Below are 16,750 nucleotides of genomic sequence, written 5' to 3'. Positions count from 1 at the left end.
GAATTGTGCGGTCGATTGAGCCGAATCGTGCGGTCGTTGTGGGGTGATCGTGCGGTCGATAAAGCTGCATCGTCTGCACGATTCTGGCGAAATGTCTGCACGTTTGCAACGAAGGGTTTTTATAAAAGAATTCGGGCTTTTCTGCAAAACGTTTCGGCGTTTTAAGTAAAAGGCTTCGGCGTTTTTATTCAATCAGCAGAATAGGTGTAAAAGAGAATCTTTCTGACGCTTTTTACGGACGGATACTTAGTCCGGAATTCTTCGGTCAGATCCATTTCCCATGCGCCATGCACAGGTCCCAGTGCACGGCTTTTCCGGATATTTTCCGGAAGCAGGAAGTCTTCGGAACGGGACAGGTATAATTCGTTGCCTTCCGGAGAAATAACGGTAACTCCTTCCGGGGTCCAGGTGAATCTCGTACCTTCATCAGTAAGGGCTGAATTACCGGAATAAATCTGGCAGGATCCTCCCTCTGAAGTGTCAAAAAGCAACTGAAGACGGGCATCACGCCATGTTTCGGAGACAGCGAGTTCTTCTTCGATGCAGGTGCGCAGTTCTTCATTGTCAGCCGTCACCTGATAGCCCACCTCATAAAGCCAGATATTGCGCAGATAGGGTTCGACACTGATGCGGATCTCAGATGCATTGTGCGCGTCATCCATGACTGTAAGTGTAGCCTGTCCGCTTTTGAGAGCATAGAAACGCATGTAACGGTTTTCTACCATTTCTACCTGAACGGTTTCTTCATCGCTGGAGAAAACGTCATACTTCCCCACTCCTCCGTATACATTGATGGTGCCTCCGTGAAGAACAGTGCATCTCAGGCTGCCTTCCTGAATGGGAACTTCGCCTACGATATCAAGGTTTTGGAACAATTCGATACCTGCTTCCTCTTTGCATGAGAAAGTGAGCACGGAAAGAACAACCGGGAAAAGGATGGACAGGATGTATTTATAGAGATTCATAAGTATCAGGTTATTAGTATTAATTTACTTATGCGAAGTAAACAAAAAATAAGGACATTTCATAATAAAAATAAAAGGATTAAGAGATTATTTTGCATTTATTAACTTCTTCTGAAAACTTTGTTGATTCATATAGGAACTGGAGAAACAGATTTCCGGAGGGTATAAATTAGGACCAATTATTATACATGCTCAGTGTCATATTGACATTTATAAGAGTCCATTGAGGGATCTATACCAAGTCTTTCATTTTTGAGGTATCAAAGGCTTTTCTGAAAATAATTTTAAAGCGGTAGAAATAAACTGAAGAAAATGGAGATTCAGGCAGGATGAAATAAAGGAGAAAGGGAGAAGATGGTATGTCGGCATCTTCTCCCTTTCTCCTTGCGGCTTTGCAGGAATTTCTAGTATTTGATTTTCAATTCGTCCAGAATCTTGCGCATCTCTTCGTAGGTAGTGATGCGGGTGGGCACCAGCGGCAGACGCAGGCGGTTCTTGATCATGCCCATCATGTTCAGCATGGCTTTCACTCCTGCCGGGTTACCGTCAACGAAAAGCAGCTTGAACAGCTCGGTAAACTTGTGGTGGATGGTCAGGGCGCTTGCGTAATCTCCGGCCAGAGCCAGACGTGTCATGCGACTGAATTCACGCGGAAAGGCATTCCCGATTACAGAGATGACTCCCACAGCTCCCAGAGTGATCAGGGGGAATGTGATTCCGTCGTCACCGGAAATGACATCAAAGTTTTCAGGCTTGTTTTTGATGATGTCATCCATCTGGGTGATGTTTCCGGAAGCTTCCTTGATGGCAACGATGTTGTCGAAGTCACGTGCCAGGCGAAGGGTGGTTTCGGCCGTCATGTTCACTCCCGTACGTCCGGGAACGTTGTAGAGCACAACAGGAAGGTCTGTAGCCTTGGCAATGGCCTTGTAGTGCTGATAAATTCCTTCCTGGGAAGGTTTATTGTAGTAAGGAACGGCTACCAGTACGGCATCCACTCCCGTAAAATCATCGTTCTTCAGCGTGTCGACTACGGTTTGCGTGCAGTTACTGCTGATTCCCAGCAGGATGGGAATTCGTCCGTTGACACGTTCGACAACCGTTTCCTTGATTTTTTTCTTTCTTCGGCAGTCAGGGTCGGTGTTTCGGCTGTCGTTCCCAGTACGCACAGAAAGTCTGTCCCGTTCTGTACCTGGTATTCGACCAGTCTCATCAGCGACTCATAATCTACGCTTCCGTCTTCATTGAAGGGAGTGATCAGTGCGACTCCCATTCCTCTTAGCTTTCTTTGTATCATAAATGAATTATAAACGCATTCTAACAATGCACAAAAATACGAATATTTTCTATTAAAATGAAATGTCCGGCATTTTTTTCCGTGCAATCCGTAAGGCTTGTGCCTGATTAGTCAATCATTTTCAAAAATTCTTCTTCGTTCACGATGCGGATGCCCAGTTTCTCTGCTTTTTCCAGTTTGCTGGGACCCATGTTTTCTCCGGCCAGAATGAAGCTGGTTTTCCTGGAGATGCTGCCCACATTTTTGCCTCCGTGTTTCTCGATCAGTTCTTTGTATTCGTCGCGGGAATGGCGGGCAAAGACGCCGCTGATGACGATGGACTGGCCCTGCAGTTTGTCAGTGTGGTCGGACAGATCCTTTTCTCCGGCAGCCAGTTGCAGGCCGGCCTGTTGCAGGCGTTCGATCAGGGAACGGTTTTTCTCGTCGGAGAAATACAGCCGGATGCTTTGGGCTATCTTCTCTCCGATTTCGTCCACATGGATCAGATCATCAAGTGTGGCCTGTGCGAGGGCATCAATGGAAGTAAAGGCTTTGGCAACTTTCTTGGCGACGGTTTCTCCCACAAAACGGATGCCCAGGGCGAAGAGTACTCTTTCGTAGGGTACTTCCGTTGACTTCCGGATTCCCTGAATGATATTTTCAGCCGATTTGTCTCCCATCCGTTCCAGGCGGCAGATGTCTTCCTTGCGCAAGGTGTAAAGATCGGCTACATCGTGAATCAGGCCTTCCTGATAGAACTGGTCGACGGTTTCAGGGCCCAGTCCTTCGATGTTCATGGCACGCCGGCTGATAAAGTGTTCGATCTTTCCTTTGATCTGCGGAGGACATCCTGTTTCATTGGGACAGTAGTGGGCTGCTTCGTCTTCATAGCGTACCAGCTTGCTTCCGCATTCTGGACAATGAGTGATGAAGGTCACTTTCTCACTTCCGGCCGGACGTGAAGCCAGATCCACCCCGGTGATTTTCGGAATGATCTCCCCGCCTTTTTCTACATAGACGTTGTCGCCCAGATGCAGGTCGAGCGAGGCAATGATATCCGCGTTATGGAGTGAAGCCCGGCGTACGACGGTTCCTGACAGTTGTACCGGTTCCAGATTGGCTACGGGGGTGACAGCTCCGGTGCGTCCCACCTGATAGGTGACCTTCAGCAGACGGGTCAGTGCCTGTTCAGCCTGAAACTTATAGGCGATGGCCCAGCGTGGAGACTTGGCCGTGTAGCCCAGATTACGCTGCTGGCGGAGGGAGTTTACTTTCAGGACAATCCCGTCGGTGGCTACAGGCAGGTTCTTGCGTTCCACATCCCAGTACTTGATGAAATCGAAAATTTCTTGCAGGGAATGTACCTTACGGGTGATTTTTGAAATCTTGAATCCCCATTTTTCGGCCTCCTGCAGATTTTCGTAGTGTCCGTCGCAAGGCAGGTTGTCTCCCAGCAGGTAATAGAGATACGCATCCAGTCTGCGTGCGGCTACAACAGCCGAGTTCTGTGACTTCAGGGTTCCAGAAGCGGCATTTCTCGGGTTGGCAAAGAGAGGTTCCTCGCGCAGCTCCCGTTCCCGGTTCAGTTCTTCAAAGACGGTCCAGGGCATCAGGATCTCTCCGCGGATCTCGAAACTTTTCGGATAACCGGTTCCATGAAGCACCAGCGGAATGCTGCGGATGGTCTTTACATTGTCTGTTACGTCGTCACCGCGCACTCCGTCGCCCCGGGTTACGGCACGGATCAGCCGGCCGTCTTCGTAGGTCAGCGAAATGGAGGTCCCGTCGAATTTCATTTCACAGCAGATCTCGAAGTCTTCATTCAGCGACTTGCGGACACGTTCGTAGAATTCGGTCACTTCGTCTTCGGAATAGGTATTGCCCAGCGAAAGCATCGGATATTTGTGCTCCACCTGGACAAAGTCCTTGTTGATGTCGCTGCCCACGCGCATGCTCGGCGAAGTGGGATCGAAATGTTCCGGATGCCGGGCTTCCAGATCCTGCAGTTCCCGCATCAGCTTGTCGAACTCCTGATCGGAGATGACGGGCGCATTCAGTATATAGTAGTTGTGGTTATGGCGATGTAATTCTTCTCGCAGCTGGTCTATTCTTTCTGTTTCGGTCATGATATTCAAAAATGAGTTTCCTGCAAAAATAGCAAAAATGTGCGGGAGGGCGATGTGGGTAAGGCAGAATATTCGTACTTTTGCAAAAAATAACAAGCCAGTATGAGAATAGATATTATAACCGTTTTGCCGGAAATGATCGAGGGATTTTTCAATTATTCCATCATGAGCCGTGCACAGAAAAAAGGGATTGCAGAGTTTCACATTCATAACCTGCGCGACTATGCTTACGACCGTTATCGGAAGGTGGATGATTACCCCTTCGGAGGATGTGCGGGAATGGTAATGAAAATTGAACCCATTGACCGCTGTATCTCGGCACTGAAAGCCGAACGGCACTATGACGAGGTGATCTTTACGACTCCCGACGGGGAGCAGTTTAACCAGAAGATGGCGAATACGCTTTCCATGAGTCAGAACCTGATTATCCTCTGCGGTCATTTCAAGGGGATCGACTATCGTATCCGGGAACATTTCATCACGAAAGAGATCAGTATCGGTGACTATGTACTGACCGGCGGAGAGCTGGCAGCTGCTGTGATTGCTGACTCGATCGTCCGTATCATTCCGGGAGTGATCTCTGATGAGCAGTCGGCTTTGTCAGATTCTTTCCAGGATAATCTGCTGGCTCCTCCGGTTTATACGCGCCCGGCAGAATACAACGGATGGAAGGTGCCTGATGTGCTTTTGTCCGGCCATGAAGCGAAGATCCGGGAGTGGGAATTCCAGCAGTCTCTGGAACGGACGCAGCGTCTCCGCCCCGATTTGCTGGAAGGAAAATAATTGACAATACGGATTCCCGGAGGTTCCGGAAAGATCGGATGACTCTTTCTCCCTCCGGAAAAAAGTTCACCGGCATACCGGTTGTCCTGAAAAAGGAGCAACGGTATGCCGGTGATTTTATACTCGGTCTGATGTAAAGATAATTCTTAATGGATTACACTTCCAGTGCACCGATAATGTCGCGTACGGAATTGTATCCGTGACGGTCCAGATAGTCGTTGATACCTTCTGCCACTTTCACGGTAACAGCCGGATCGATGAAGTTGGCCGTTCCGATCTGGATGGCACTGGCGCCGGCCAGCAGGAACTCTACGGCATCTTTCCAGTTCATGATTCCTCCCAGTCCGATTACCGGAATCTGTACGGCTTTGGCTACCTGCCATACCATGCGCAGGGCAATCGGTTTTACAGCAGCACCGCTCATTCCGCCGGTGACGGTGGAGAGGATGGGCTTGCGTTTTTCGGCATCAATGGCCATACCCAGCAAGGTGTTGATCAGTGAAACGCTGTCAGCTCCGGCTCCTTCAGCCGCCCGTGCGATTTCCGTGATGTCGGTTACGTTGGGTGACAGTTTTACGATCAGAGTCTTGTGGTACACCTTACGCACGGCACTGACTACTTCGGCTGCTCCCTTGGCTGTGACTCCGAATGCCATACCTCCCTGTTTTACATTCGGACATGAGATATTCAGTTCAATGGCAGGAATATGGTCCAGCTCGTTGATGATGCTGGCAGTTTCGGCATAGTCTTCCACTTGTGAACCGGATACGTTTACAATCATATTGGTCCGGATATCTTTGATTTGCGGGTAAATGTGGTCTACAAAGTAGTGTACACCCTTATTCTGCAATCCTACGGCGTTCAGCATTCCCATAGGAGTTTCTGCCATACGGGGATAAGGATTTCCCTCGCGGTGATGCAGGGTTGTGCCTTTTACAATGATGCCGCCGATCTTTTCCAGATCTACAAAGTCCTGGAATTCCAGTCCGTATCCGAATGTACCTGATGCGGTCATCACCGGATTTGACATTTCCAATTTACCGATGTTTATACTTAAATCTGCCATAATAATTTCTTGATATTAAAAACCGGACCTTCTTTACATACACACACATGACCTTCGTCTGTCTTTTCCACGCAGCAGAGGCAAGCTCCTACACCACAGGCCATTGTATTCTCCAGAGAGACTTCGCATTCAATGTTGTGTGCCTTGGCATATTTGGCCACAGCCATCATCATCGGCTTGGGACCGCAGGTATAAATCATGTCAAACTGGTTGTTGGCCAGTACGCTGTGCATGGTTACATAACCTTTTTCGCCCATGCTTCCGTCTTCTGTTGTGGTGTGAACCTCTCCGAAAGCAGCAAACTGGTCTAACTGCAACAGATCGTTCTTGGAGCGTGCACCCAGCAGGAATGTAGGCTTGCAGCCTGCCTTGAGCAAGGCTTCGCCCAGATAAAGCATCGGTGCTGTACCTACGCCACCTCCGATAAGCAGTACTTTCTTCTCCGGTGATTCCGGCATGGAGAAACCGTTGCCCAAAGGCAGTACGACATTGACCGTATCGCCTTTTTGTACGGTAGCCAGTTTCCGGGTTCCGTCGCCGACCAGCTGTACAAGGAACCATACTTCATTGGTCTTTCTGTCTACATAGTTAATAGAAATGGGACGTCTCAGGAAGGTTGTAGGCGAGCCGTCCACGCGGATCTCCGCAAATTGTCCCGGAAGCATTTCGGGAAGCGGATCTGATTGAGTTAACTTGATCAGAACATAGTTCGCATGCAAGCGAATGTTCTCTGTGACCGTTAAATCTAATACGTATTTTTTCATAAAAGTTAGGGTAAATTCATTCTCCTTGCAAAGATAACGAATTTACCCTAAAATACCGGCAAAAGCTGGCCGAGGTTTATGACACCGGATTATTTTTCCGGTTTGAACACTTCATATGTTCCATTATCGAAGAAAATTCTTATTTCAGTAATTTTCGGATGAGGCTTTTCGATGTACTTAACTTCCTCTCTTACAATTTCTTTAGGCACATAAACCGGACTTCCTGATGGGTTTTCCTTGCGAAAATCTGCGCCGGCCGGCTCTTCGGCCGGAATTTCTCGATTCTCAGGCGTCTGAGTAAACAGATCGACATGACTGATTGAGGAAGTAGTCTCTTCCATTTCTCCGTCACCATACAAAAGCCAGTTTAAGTTTATATATGGACATGCTTTATGGATACGCATAACTACCTCAAGGCTAGGTTTGTTGCGTCCGCTGAATATGTGGGACAAGGATGAGGTGGAAATGCCCAGTTTCTCGGCAAACTCTACATTGGAGAGGCCTTCTTTCTGCATGATTTGAAGAATTCGATCTTTCATTTACAAATGGATTTATGTGTTACAAAGGTAAGAATTACTTTTCACAAAAGCAAATTTACATATCTATTTGTCTATAATTACAAATGGAATAAATCTTATACATCTGTATTTATGTAGGATGGATACAATTGTAAAAGGTTTCTTGTATGCTTCTCTAATAACTTTAATTATTAGATATAAAATATTGGTTTATAGCGGTGTCTGTCTAGATATGTTGTTATTTCCATCTGTATATGACGCAATAGGTGCTTGTAAAGTGTTTTAGTTAAAGTTGACTTTCGGTATATTTTACTTAATTGTACTGGTTATCTGTTGTTTATAAGTTAAAAATGTCAGTCTATAAATATACATATACAATTATATTTGTAACGTTTAGACTTGTAAGTATGATCTTTCTGTCTGTAATACAGTGCTTTTACTTTTGTAATATCAATTAGAAAAATAAACATTTCCACCCTATTACATTTGTAATATTCCATTTGTAATAACCGATATTTTACAATTGGATATAATTCTCTATAAAAGGACTGAGATGGTTTTTACTCATGTGATTTATGCAGGTTCTCTTCTGCTCTTGCGTACATCTGTTTATCCTGATGACTCTTCACCTTATCGGGAGAAAAAGACAAATCACTGAGATTTTAAAATTTGCAGCCAACCGAAGAGTCGTGCACGATTTTTAAAATCTCAGTGATTTTGGGAAGTATTCTGTTTTCCGGAGGAACAGACGGGGCCTGGAGGATTTAATGAAGGATAAAGTAGACCAGTTCACGCAGGAGTTCCCCGTCCGGAATGGACGGATTGTCTATGCCTTTAGACTTCGCATCACAGGTGCGGATGGCTCCGATAATCTGCATAACTTTGACCCCTGTATATTTGCGCATGCCTGCCATGTAGTCTTTGGCCTGCCAGGGTGAGCGAAGTCCCAGCTGACTGGCAATTCCCTGGTCGGATTTGTCGGGTGCATAGTAAGCCAGCATCAGGTTGGAAAAGAAATTAAAGAGTACGGCCAGCGTGACCTGCAAAGGGTTATTCTTGGGATTATCTTCAAAATATTTTACTATCTGATTTGCCTTGAACACATCCTTTTCAATCAGGGCATTCCTTAATTCGAAATTGTTATAATCTTTACTGATGCCGATGTTCCGTTCAATCTGTTCGGCTGTAATCCGTTTTTGTCCGGCCGGAAGAGTGATAATTAATTTTTCCAATTCACCTGCCATCCGGTTCAAATCTGTTCCGACAAATTCGGCCATCATCTCTGATGCCTTCGGTTCAATTTCCACCTGTTTGCGCTTCAGATAGGATGAAATGAATCCGGGCAGCTGGGTATCTTTCAGCTTCTTGGATTCAAATAATACTCCGGCCTTTTCCAGTTCGGCTGTAATCTTTTTTCGCCGGTCCAGAGTTCCGTGCTTGTAGCACATTACTAAGATGGTTGAGCTCATCGGCTTCTGCAGATAGTGAATCAGCTCATCCAGATTCTTAAGATTCTGGGCTTCCCTGACGATGACAACCTGGTATTTCGACATCATCGGATAGCGTCTGGCAGCATTGATAATCGATACGATATCGGTATCTGATCCGTACAGAAGCGTCAGATTAAACTCTTTTTCTGTTTCTGTCAGGACGGTATCCATGATGTAATCAGAGATCCGGTCGATGTAATAATCTTCTTCTCCCATCAGGAAATAGACGGGAGAATAGATCTTGTTTTTCAGGTTGCGGGCTATCTCTTCGTATGTAGTTTCTTTCGCCATAATGGTAAAATTACCAGTCAAATTTCAAGTGTTTAACGGTCTTCTTTTCATCAATGATCATACGCAGGGCATCGATACCGATCTCTACGTGTTCGTGTACAAAACGCTGGGTGACCATGGTATCACTCTGCTCTGTCTTTACACCTTCCGGAATCATGGGCTGGTCGGAAACCAGCAGTAAGGCTCCTGTCGGGATATGGTTGGCAAAGCCGGTAGTAAATAAGGTAGCGGTTTCCATATCGACTGCCATGGCTCTTGTCTTTAGCAGGTATTTCTTGAACTCCTCGTCGTGTTCCCAGATGCGCCGGTTGGTTGTATAGACGGTTCCTGTCCAGTAGTCGCGGGAGTGGTCACGGATGGATGACGACACGGCTCTCTGCAACATAAAAGCCGGCAAGGCAGGAACCTCAGGCGGATAGTAATCATTGGAAGTTCCTTCTCCACGGATGGCTGCAATGGGCAGGATCAGATCACCGATCTGGTTTTTTCTGTCAATTCCCCCGCATTTGCCCAGGAACAGGCATGCCTTGGGATGTATGGCACTCAGCAGGTCCATGATGATGGCTGCATTGGGGCTTCCCATACCGAAATTGATGATGGTGATTCCTTCTGCGTGTGCAGAAGTCATGTTGGCGTCACGTCCCAGAATAGGCACATTGAACCGTTCTGCAAAAATCTCGACATATTTGTTGAAGTTCGTCAGCAGGATATATTCGCCGAAGTCTTCCAGTTTCCGTTTGGTGTAACGAGGCAGCCAGTTGGCTACGATTTCTTCTTTTGTTTTCATAAGATTCCAGAATTTGTGTTGCTAAATAGGAATATATCAGAAATGCTTCCGGGAAGAAACAACTTTCTGTAAACGCAAATGTACAATAATAATGCAGACAGCAAAAGGAAAGTTGACATTTTCTCATGCAGGAAGTCTCCGGATTGTGGAAAGTATTCAGGCTTTTATGCACTTTTGAGAAAATGAAGTATCTTTGCGTTGTGATAGAAAAACGCCTATGTTTGCATTGAACCTGCCTGCTTTTGATGCCAGAATTACCCAGCGGAACGGTAAAAACGTGATATTTGATGTGATCCGCCGCCGTTATGTTGCCCTGACCCCGGAGGAATGGGTACGCCAGCACTTTACCCATTTTCTGCTGAAAGAAAAAGGATATCCTCAGGGGTTGCTGGCCAATGAAGTGCAGATTAACCTGAACGGTACCCGCAAACGTTGTGATACGGTGTTGTATAACCGTGATCTGACGGCCCGGATGATTGTGGAATACAAGGCTCCTACCGTAGAGATTACTCAGGCTGTATTTGATCAGATTACCCGCTATAACATGGTGCTTAAGGTGGATTATCTGATTGTCAGCAACGGACTGAATCATTACTGTTGCCGGATGGACTATGCGAACCAGACCTATGTTTTTCTTCCGGGAATCCCTCATTATACAGAACTGTGAACCTCTTGTCTGATATGGACAGAGGTATGTAATTCGTAACCAGGATATGAAAAAGGAAGTTACCATAAAAGATATAGCAAAGGAATTGGGAATACACCATGCTACGGTTTCGCGTGCATTGCAGGGAAGCACAAAGGTCAATGAGAATACCAGGAACATGATCCTGCAGGCAGCCAGGGAAATGGGATATACTCCCAATATTTTAGCCCAGAACTTCCGGAACGGAAAAACGAAAGTCATATCTTTCATCATACCTGATCTGAAGCATCATTTCTTTTCCAGAATCATTTCGATGATTACTGAAATGGCACGGGAAAAAGGGTTCATGATCATGATCTTCCAGTCGAATGACGATCCCAACGTCGAGAAAGATATCATAAATTCCCTGATCAGCCTGCGTGTTGCAGGAGTGGCTGCCTCCGTTGGTCTGAGGACATCCTCTACCGAGCATTTTGACAGGTTGACCGAAGAGAACATTCCGCTGGTTTATTTCGACCGTGTTCCGAAGGAGACTGTCTGCTCTACGATTGTGCTGGATAACGGAAAGGCAATGAAGCAGGTGGTAGACAGACTGGTAGAACTGGGGAAAAAGAAAATTGCATATATATCGTATGACGGATATACTCAGATATTCGAAGACCGGTTGAAGGCTTACTTTCAGTCTGTCCGTGAGGCAGGACTTTCTTATGAGAAATGTGTTCCTGCCGGACAGATATTTATAGCTGACGGTTATAAATCGGCTTCTATTCTATTCAGTTCCTCCGAAAGACCGGATGCGATTGTCTGCATAAATGATGAGGTTGCCATTGGGGTTATCAAATATCTGAAAGAGCATGGCGTTTCTGTTCCGGATGAGGTTGCTGTCGTGGGATTTGATGACAATCCCATGGGACTTGTATGCGATCCGGAACTGACAACCTTATCCCCTTCAATAGATCTTCTGTCGGAATCGTTGCTAAATCTGTTGCTGCGTGAAATCGAATCCGGAGAAAATATCAAGGAAGATATCGTATTGCCTCTGGAATTGCAGGAAAGAGGAAGTATATAATCCAAAGCGCTTAATTCTTATTTTATATTTTGCAAATATGAAAAATATGTCTACTTTTGCAATGCACACGTGTGCACAACTAAGAGAAAAAGGATAGAATAAATTCTTTGTAACTTATAATCAACTAATTAAATAAAACACCATGAAAAAAACGATTTTAACAGGTGCCATGCTTGCCTTATCAAGCTTTTGCTGGGGAACGGACATTCATTCCGATAATTTTAAGGAGTTATGTAACATTTATGCTGCTGCAACTCGTGCACTCAATGAGATGCATTCAGCTGCCGACTGGGAACAAACCCAGAAAGTGCTGGCTGAATTGCAGAAGAAATGTCAGAATGATCCTTCCCTGCAAGCTGTATTGCAATTAACCTATCCTACTTGTCCGAAAGAACTGAAAGACAGCTATGAAGGTGCCCTGAAGGAGCAACTCGAAATGAAGGATGCTGTCAAGCGCCTGTCTATGGCAGGAACTTTACAGGCTGAAAACATATCTACTACTATCAATGGTTTTGTAAAGGCTGTCTATCTGCAGGAACTGGTATACGATGAGCGCAGAGGCAATGAAGGAGCTCCGTATGAGACAAAGGAGCAGCGGGATGCCCGAATGAAATGGTGGAGAGACGGCAAGTTCGGTATGTTTATCCATTATGGTCTTTATTCAGGACTTGCAGGAGAATTCCAGGGGAAAAAATATGAAGGATGTGTGGAATGGATTCAGATGCAGTCTGGCGCCGATTTTGATACTTATAAGAAAGAAGCTCTTCCCCGCTTCAATCCACAGAGCGGTATGGCTGAACAATGGGTCAAACTGGCCAAGGAAGCAGGCTGTACCTACACTGTACTGACAAGCAGACATCACGAGGGATTCAATATGTTCAATACTCCCGAATATGATTTTAATGTGGTGAATCTGAAAGGAATTGATATCGCCAGGGAGTATTCCGAGGCATGTAAGAAGTATGACATGAAGGCCGGTTATTATGTGTCTCTGCTGGACTGGAATCATCCGGATTATGATCCCAGCGGATCGGGTATCTCCTATCCTGCCGGAAACTATGAAGCTGAGAAACAGGGAAAACGTCATTTCGGTAACCACGAAAAATACAAAGAATACTTGTTCACGATCTTCAACGAATTGATCAACCAGTATAAGGTAGATCTGGTATGGTGGGATTTCAGCCAGCCTAAATTTCAGGGAGACTATGCGTGGGGAGCTACCCGTCTGATGAAAGCCTTGTTTGACAAATACCCCAAAGCTATTCAGAATAACCGTCTTTATCATTCGGACAATCACCTGAGTGAAGGAGGTATCAAGGTGACTCCAACCTGGAAAGGGGACTACTCTACTGCAGAACATCATATCCCTGCTAATGGAATTGATGGAGACTGGGAAGCATGTCAGACGCTGAACGGTACATGGGGATATTCCGCGGATAACCAGAAATGGAAAACCTCTGAGGAGCTGATACATGAATTGGTTGATGTGGTCAGCCGGGGAGGAAACTTCCTGTTGAATATCGGCCCCAAGAGTGACGGATCAATACCTGAAGAGAGCATCAGACTCTTTAAGGAAATCGGTAAATGGATGAAAACCAATGGAGAAGCCATCTATGGAACTCGCGCAAATCCTTTTGATAAAGAATTTGAATGGGGCCGGATTACCCGCAAAGGAGATGACAGACTGTACCTTATTATGTATGGCAAACCGGAAAGTGGAAAAATTGAACTGCCCTGTACCTTTGACAAAGGCAAGGTTAAGGCAAGTATGCTTCATGGCAACAAAGCAGTAAAGGTGGAACAGGATGCCGAACGTAATATGTGCGTCATAGATGTCAGTTCAGTCCAGTTCAACGAACCTGCTACGGTCGTGGAATTACAGGGTAAATGGAGCCTGTAATCCTTCGTTAATCGTTGAAAAGTTTCCGTTAGTCTATTCTATTTTTCAGTTTGAAGTGGAGATTCTACTTTTGTTGTGTATTAATAAAAGAAGATTTGCACATGAAACGAAAAATGAAGTATGCCTTGCTCTGCATGGGTATGATGTTATTCTCCATGCAGGGTATGGCTCAGTCTGAAGGAAGTGCCGGATCCGAACCGAAGAAAGAGCACTTCCGTGAAATTCCCAATCCGGAAAAGACGGCCAGAAAAGAAGCAGAACATCTTAAAAAAGAACTGGATCTGACGGAAAAACAGTACAAAAAAGTCTATAAGTTGCTCTTGAAAGAGCAGCGGGAATTGTTTGAGAAGCGTTTCCAACGTCCTGAAATGCCGGGAGGAATGCCGGGAAGAGGTCCTCGTCCTCACGATGGAGGAATGCCGCCTATGGGAGGTCCGTGTCCTGAAGGAGAAGGAATGAGAGGCATGCCAATGGGTGCAGGCCCGAAGGAAAAACAGGAAGATCTTCAGAAACGTATCGAGAAAAAGAACAAGAAAATGAAGAAGATTCTGACGGAAGCCCAGTATGATCAGTGGTTGGGAATGAAGCAGAAACCACTCCCCGAGCCTCCTAAACCTGAAGAGGTTCCTTCAGAGGAAAAATGATTTCCCAGATAGCGTCCGGGAGATAAAAAATTCCCCGTGCAGTCCGGAATATCCGGAAGACACGGGGAATTTCTTTCTAAAGGATCGAGCTTGAGAACAAGCAATGATTATTTAGTTTTGATCTTTGTTTCCAGTTGCTTTTCAGCGACTACGCCTGCCAGTTCCGGGTCGATCATGATTCGTCCGCAATATTCGCATACGATAATTTTCTTGCGCATACGGATATCCAGCTGTTTCTGAGGCGGAATCTTGTTGAAGCAACCACCACAGGCATCACGCTGTACATAAGTGATACCCAGACCATTTCTGGAATTCTTACGGATACGCTTGAAAGCCTGCAACAGACGCGGTTCGATCATTGTTTCCAGGTTTTTGGCTTTTTCTCTCAGCTTTTCTTCTTCCTGTTTGGTCTCAGAGATGATTTCGTCCAGTTCGTTTTTCTTGATTTCCAGGTCTTTCTGGCGTTCTTCCAGAGTCTGGTTGCTCTTTTCGATTTCTTCTTCCTTAGCTTTGATAGAAGCTGTGTATTCGCGGATACGTTTTTCGCACAGTTCTACTTCCAGGCTTTGGAATTCAATTTCTTTGGTCAGCACGTCGTATTCGCGGTTGTTGCGTACGTTATCCTGCTGGTTCTTATATTTTTCGATAGAAGCTTTGGCAGTTTCGATTTCGATCTTTTTGCTGGCTACTGAGGACTTCAGTTCTTCAATTTCGCCTTTGATTTTTTCGATACGGGTACTCAAACCGGTAACTTCGTCTTCCAAATCCTGCACTTCCAGAGGCAACTCCCCTCTCAGTGTCTTGATTTTGTCGATTTCAGACAACATGGTCTGCAATTGATACAAAGTTTTCAGCTTCTGTTCTACGCTCATTTCCGTAGGATCTTTCTTTGCTTCTTTTGCCATAATCTTACAAATATTTAATGGGATTTGTATTGACACGGGTCATCTGTACTTCCAGTGCCGGAAACATTTCCCTTAGGATTGAATAAAATATTTCTTTTGTATATTGTTCACTTTCATAATGTCCTATCTCCGCAATCAGGATGCTGTGTTCATAACTGAAATAATCGTGGTATTTCACTTCACCGGTGATGAACACATCTGCCCGTTGGCTGACCGCTTTCGGCAGGAGAAAAGCGCCGGCTCCTCCACATAGGGCCACCGTCTGGATCAGTCGTCCGTTGAGGCGGGAATGTTTCACACATCCTACTTCGAATGTCTTCTTGATCCGTTTCAGGAAATCGGTTTCTGTTTCCGGCTCTTTCAGTTCTCCGATGATTCCGGACCCTACCTGATTCCACGTATTGGCCAAAGGATAAAAGTCATAGGCCGGTTCTTCGTAAGGATGAACAGCCAGCAGGGCTTTCGTGACAGCACTTCGCAGATAGGCAGGCAGGATTGTTTCAATCCGGGTTTCAGGTTCCTTGTGAAGTTCACCGATCTTGCCGCAATAGGGATGTGTTCCCTCCTGTGCTCTGAAAGTCCCTTCCCCTTCCACATTGTAGCTGCATGCATCATAGTTGCCGATACATCCGCAACCGGCTTCGAAAAGAGCCTGACGGACAATGCCGGCCATTTTTGCCGGTACGAAAGTGACCAGCTTGAGCAATGCATTTTCTTTTGGGTCAAGGATACGGATGTTCTGCAGTCCGATCTTTTCGGCTATCTTGTAGTTTACTCCCTGAGGAGCGTTGTCCAGATTGGTATGCATGGAGAAGATCGTGATGTCATTCTTGATGGCTTTCATGATACAGCGTTCCACGTAATCCTTTCCGGTAATGGATTTATACCCTTTAAAGATCAGCGGATGATGTGACACGATGAGGTTATATCCCAGTGTGACAGCTTCATCCACAACAGCTTCCGTTACGTCCAGACACAACAAAGCCCCTGTAGCTTCCGCGTCTGTCAATCCGATTTGCAGTCCGGCATTGTCGAATCCGTCCTGCAAAGGCAGAGGCGCGAACATCTCAAGGGCATTTACAATTTCCTTAATTTTCATGATTCGCGAAAATAACTTGTGCAAAGATAAGCAAAAGTTGGGAAATAATCGAAATTTTACACTGATTTCCGTGTTTTTATCTTGAGTTTCCGTTTACCAGCAGCCGTGTACCAGAGGTTTGATTTCCTCGTCGTATACTTTCCGGACGATATTCATCTCTTCTTCTGTAAATGGAGGCAGGCCGGATGCTTGTGCGTTGGCTGTGATCTGCTCGGGTGAACTGGCTCCCGGAATTACGGTGCTGACAGCAGGGTACATCAGAATGTAACGGAGGGCTGCTTGTGCCAACCGGTCTGTGTGAAGCAGTTCTTTCAGCCGTGCAGCGGCATGAAGTCCTTTCTGATAGTCTACTCCGGAGAATGTTTCCCCTTTGTCAAAATAAGCACCGTCGCGATTATAGGAGCGGTGGTCATGAGCACCG

15 protein-coding genes and 1 pseudogene are annotated in these 16,750 nt (G+C 45.9%); 5 read left to right on the top strand and 11 right to left on the bottom strand.

Going from position 1 to position 16,750, the window contains the following annotated elements; all coding sequences use genetic code 11:
* Positions 1–188 precede the first annotated feature (188 nt).
* From BACCOPRO_RS11425 to ligA, 3 genes and pseudogenes are all read right to left on the bottom strand, one after another.
* Entirely contained in the window at positions 189–965 is a 777-nt protein-coding gene (locus tag BACCOPRO_RS11425) for a hypothetical protein (protein WP_008143803.1), read from the bottom strand.
* Positions 966–1,369: 404 nt separating this feature from the next.
* Positions 1,370–2,262, bottom strand: a pseudogene (gene dapA / locus BACCOPRO_RS11420) (4-hydroxy-tetrahydrodipicolinate synthase).
* Between the two features lie 107 nt (positions 2,263–2,369).
* Positions 2,370–4,367, bottom strand: a complete 1,998-nt coding sequence (gene ligA / locus BACCOPRO_RS11415) for an NAD-dependent DNA ligase LigA (protein ID WP_008143798.1) — start codon at positions 4,365–4,367, stop codon at positions 2,370–2,372.
* A gap of 102 nt (positions 4,368–4,469) precedes the next feature.
* Here ligA and trmD point away from each other — a divergent pair, with 102 nt between their 5' ends.
* Complete coding sequence (trmD, locus tag BACCOPRO_RS11410; RefSeq protein ID WP_008143797.1) at positions 4,470–5,150, top strand: tRNA (guanosine(37)-N1)-methyltransferase TrmD; 681 nt, start codon at positions 4,470–4,472, stop codon at positions 5,148–5,150.
* Between the two features lie 154 nt (positions 5,151–5,304).
* Here the strand turns inward: trmD and BACCOPRO_RS11405 are convergent, their stop codons facing one another.
* The 5 genes from BACCOPRO_RS11405 to BACCOPRO_RS11385 form a co-directional block, all read right to left on the bottom strand.
* Entirely contained in the window at positions 5,305–6,216 is a 912-nt protein-coding gene (locus BACCOPRO_RS11405) for a dihydroorotate dehydrogenase (RefSeq protein ID WP_008143796.1), read from the bottom strand.
* Entirely contained in the window at positions 6,204–6,980 is a 777-nt protein-coding gene (locus BACCOPRO_RS11400) for a dihydroorotate dehydrogenase electron transfer subunit (protein WP_008143795.1), read from the bottom strand. The genes BACCOPRO_RS11405 and BACCOPRO_RS11400 overlap by 13 nt, the downstream gene beginning before the upstream one ends.
* An 89-nt stretch (positions 6,981–7,069) precedes the next feature.
* Positions 7,070–7,519: a helix-turn-helix domain-containing protein gene (locus BACCOPRO_RS11395; protein ID WP_008143794.1), complete on the bottom strand. Its 450-nt coding sequence runs from the start codon at positions 7,517–7,519 to the stop codon at positions 7,070–7,072.
* Between the two features lie 743 nt (positions 7,520–8,262).
* Positions 8,263–9,279 (bottom strand): DNA polymerase III subunit delta, encoded by a 1,017-nt coding sequence (gene holA / locus BACCOPRO_RS11390; RefSeq protein ID WP_008143792.1) that lies wholly within the window; start codon positions 9,277–9,279, stop codon positions 8,263–8,265.
* Positions 9,280–9,289: 10 nt separating this feature from the next.
* Entirely contained in the window at positions 9,290–10,066 is a 777-nt protein-coding gene (locus BACCOPRO_RS11385; protein ID WP_008143791.1) for an AMP nucleosidase, read from the bottom strand.
* A gap of 217 nt (positions 10,067–10,283) precedes the next feature.
* Here BACCOPRO_RS11385 and BACCOPRO_RS11380 point away from each other — a divergent pair, with 217 nt between their 5' ends.
* The 4 genes from BACCOPRO_RS11380 (at position 10,284) to BACCOPRO_RS11365 (ending at position 14,325) form a co-directional block, all read left to right on the top strand.
* The gene (locus BACCOPRO_RS11380; RefSeq protein WP_008143789.1) at positions 10,284–10,733 is read left to right on the top strand and encodes a type I restriction enzyme HsdR N-terminal domain-containing protein; all 450 of its coding nucleotides are present in this window, start codon (positions 10,284–10,286) and stop codon (positions 10,731–10,733) included.
* A 46-nt stretch (positions 10,734–10,779) separates the two neighbouring features.
* A complete protein-coding gene (locus tag BACCOPRO_RS11375; protein ID WP_008143787.1) occupies positions 10,780–11,781 on the top strand; it encodes a LacI family DNA-binding transcriptional regulator in 1,002 nt (333 codons plus the stop codon).
* Positions 11,782–11,923: 142 nt separating this feature from the next.
* Positions 11,924–13,681, top strand: a complete 1,758-nt coding sequence (locus BACCOPRO_RS11370) for an alpha-L-fucosidase (RefSeq protein ID WP_008143786.1) — start codon at positions 11,924–11,926, stop codon at positions 13,679–13,681.
* Positions 13,682–13,782: 101 nt separating this feature from the next.
* Entirely contained in the window at positions 13,783–14,325 is a 543-nt protein-coding gene (locus tag BACCOPRO_RS11365) for a DUF4890 domain-containing protein (RefSeq protein WP_008143783.1), read from the top strand.
* Positions 14,326–14,432: 107 nt separating this feature from the next.
* Here the strand turns inward: BACCOPRO_RS11365 and BACCOPRO_RS11360 are convergent, their stop codons facing one another.
* From BACCOPRO_RS11360 to BACCOPRO_RS11350, 3 genes are all read right to left on the bottom strand, one after another.
* A complete protein-coding gene (locus BACCOPRO_RS11360; RefSeq protein WP_008143782.1) occupies positions 14,433–15,230 on the bottom strand; it encodes a zinc ribbon domain-containing protein in 798 nt (265 codons plus the stop codon).
* 4 nt (positions 15,231–15,234) lie between these two features.
* Positions 15,235–16,329, bottom strand: coding sequence for a Nif3-like dinuclear metal center hexameric protein (locus tag BACCOPRO_RS11355; protein ID WP_008143780.1), 1,095 nt, complete (start codon positions 16,327–16,329; stop codon positions 15,235–15,237).
* A gap of 93 nt (positions 16,330–16,422) precedes the next feature.
* A partial coding sequence (locus tag BACCOPRO_RS11350) for an aldo/keto reductase (protein ID WP_008143775.1) occupies positions 16,423–16,750 on the bottom strand: 328 nt, incomplete at its 5' end.

The organism is Phocaeicola coprophilus DSM 18228 = JCM 13818 (assembly GCF_000157915.1).
Taxonomy (GTDB): domain Bacteria; phylum Bacteroidota; class Bacteroidia; order Bacteroidales; family Bacteroidaceae; genus Phocaeicola; species Phocaeicola coprophilus.
This window is presented reverse-complemented; position numbering and strand designations above follow the sequence as displayed.

Excerpts from the sequence above, each read along its gene's own strand:
- BACCOPRO_RS11425 (WP_008143803.1), bottom strand. The coding sequence starts at position 965 with ATGAATCTCTATAAATACATCCTGTCCATCCTTTTCCCGGTTGTTCTT.
- ligA (WP_008143798.1), bottom strand. The coding sequence starts at position 4,367 with ATGACCGAAACAGAAAGAATAGACCAGCTGCGAGAAGAATTACATCGC.
- trmD (WP_008143797.1), top strand. The coding sequence starts at position 4,470 with ATGAGAATAGATATTATAACCGTTTTGCCGGAAATGATCGAGGGATTT.
- BACCOPRO_RS11405 (WP_008143796.1), bottom strand. The coding sequence starts at position 6,216 with ATGGCAGATTTAAGTATAAACATCGGTAAATTGGAAATGTCAAATCCG.
- BACCOPRO_RS11400 (WP_008143795.1), bottom strand. The coding sequence starts at position 6,980 with ATGAAAAAATACGTATTAGATTTAACGGTCACAGAGAACATTCGCTTG.
- BACCOPRO_RS11395 (WP_008143794.1), bottom strand. The coding sequence starts at position 7,519 with ATGAAAGATCGAATTCTTCAAATCATGCAGAAAGAAGGCCTCTCCAAT.
- holA (WP_008143792.1), bottom strand. The coding sequence starts at position 9,279 with ATGGCGAAAGAAACTACATACGAAGAGATAGCCCGCAACCTGAAAAAC.
- BACCOPRO_RS11385 (WP_008143791.1), bottom strand. The coding sequence starts at position 10,066 with ATGAAAACAAAAGAAGAAATCGTAGCCAACTGGCTGCCTCGTTACACC.
- BACCOPRO_RS11380 (WP_008143789.1), top strand. The coding sequence starts at position 10,284 with ATGTTTGCATTGAACCTGCCTGCTTTTGATGCCAGAATTACCCAGCGG.
- BACCOPRO_RS11375 (WP_008143787.1), top strand. The coding sequence starts at position 10,780 with ATGAAAAAGGAAGTTACCATAAAAGATATAGCAAAGGAATTGGGAATA.
- BACCOPRO_RS11370 (WP_008143786.1), top strand. The coding sequence starts at position 11,924 with ATGAAAAAAACGATTTTAACAGGTGCCATGCTTGCCTTATCAAGCTTT.
- BACCOPRO_RS11365 (WP_008143783.1), top strand. The coding sequence starts at position 13,783 with ATGAAACGAAAAATGAAGTATGCCTTGCTCTGCATGGGTATGATGTTA.
- BACCOPRO_RS11360 (WP_008143782.1), bottom strand. The coding sequence starts at position 15,230 with ATGGCAAAAGAAGCAAAGAAAGATCCTACGGAAATGAGCGTAGAACAG.
- BACCOPRO_RS11355 (WP_008143780.1), bottom strand. The coding sequence starts at position 16,329 with ATGAAAATTAAGGAAATTGTAAATGCCCTTGAGATGTTCGCGCCTCTG.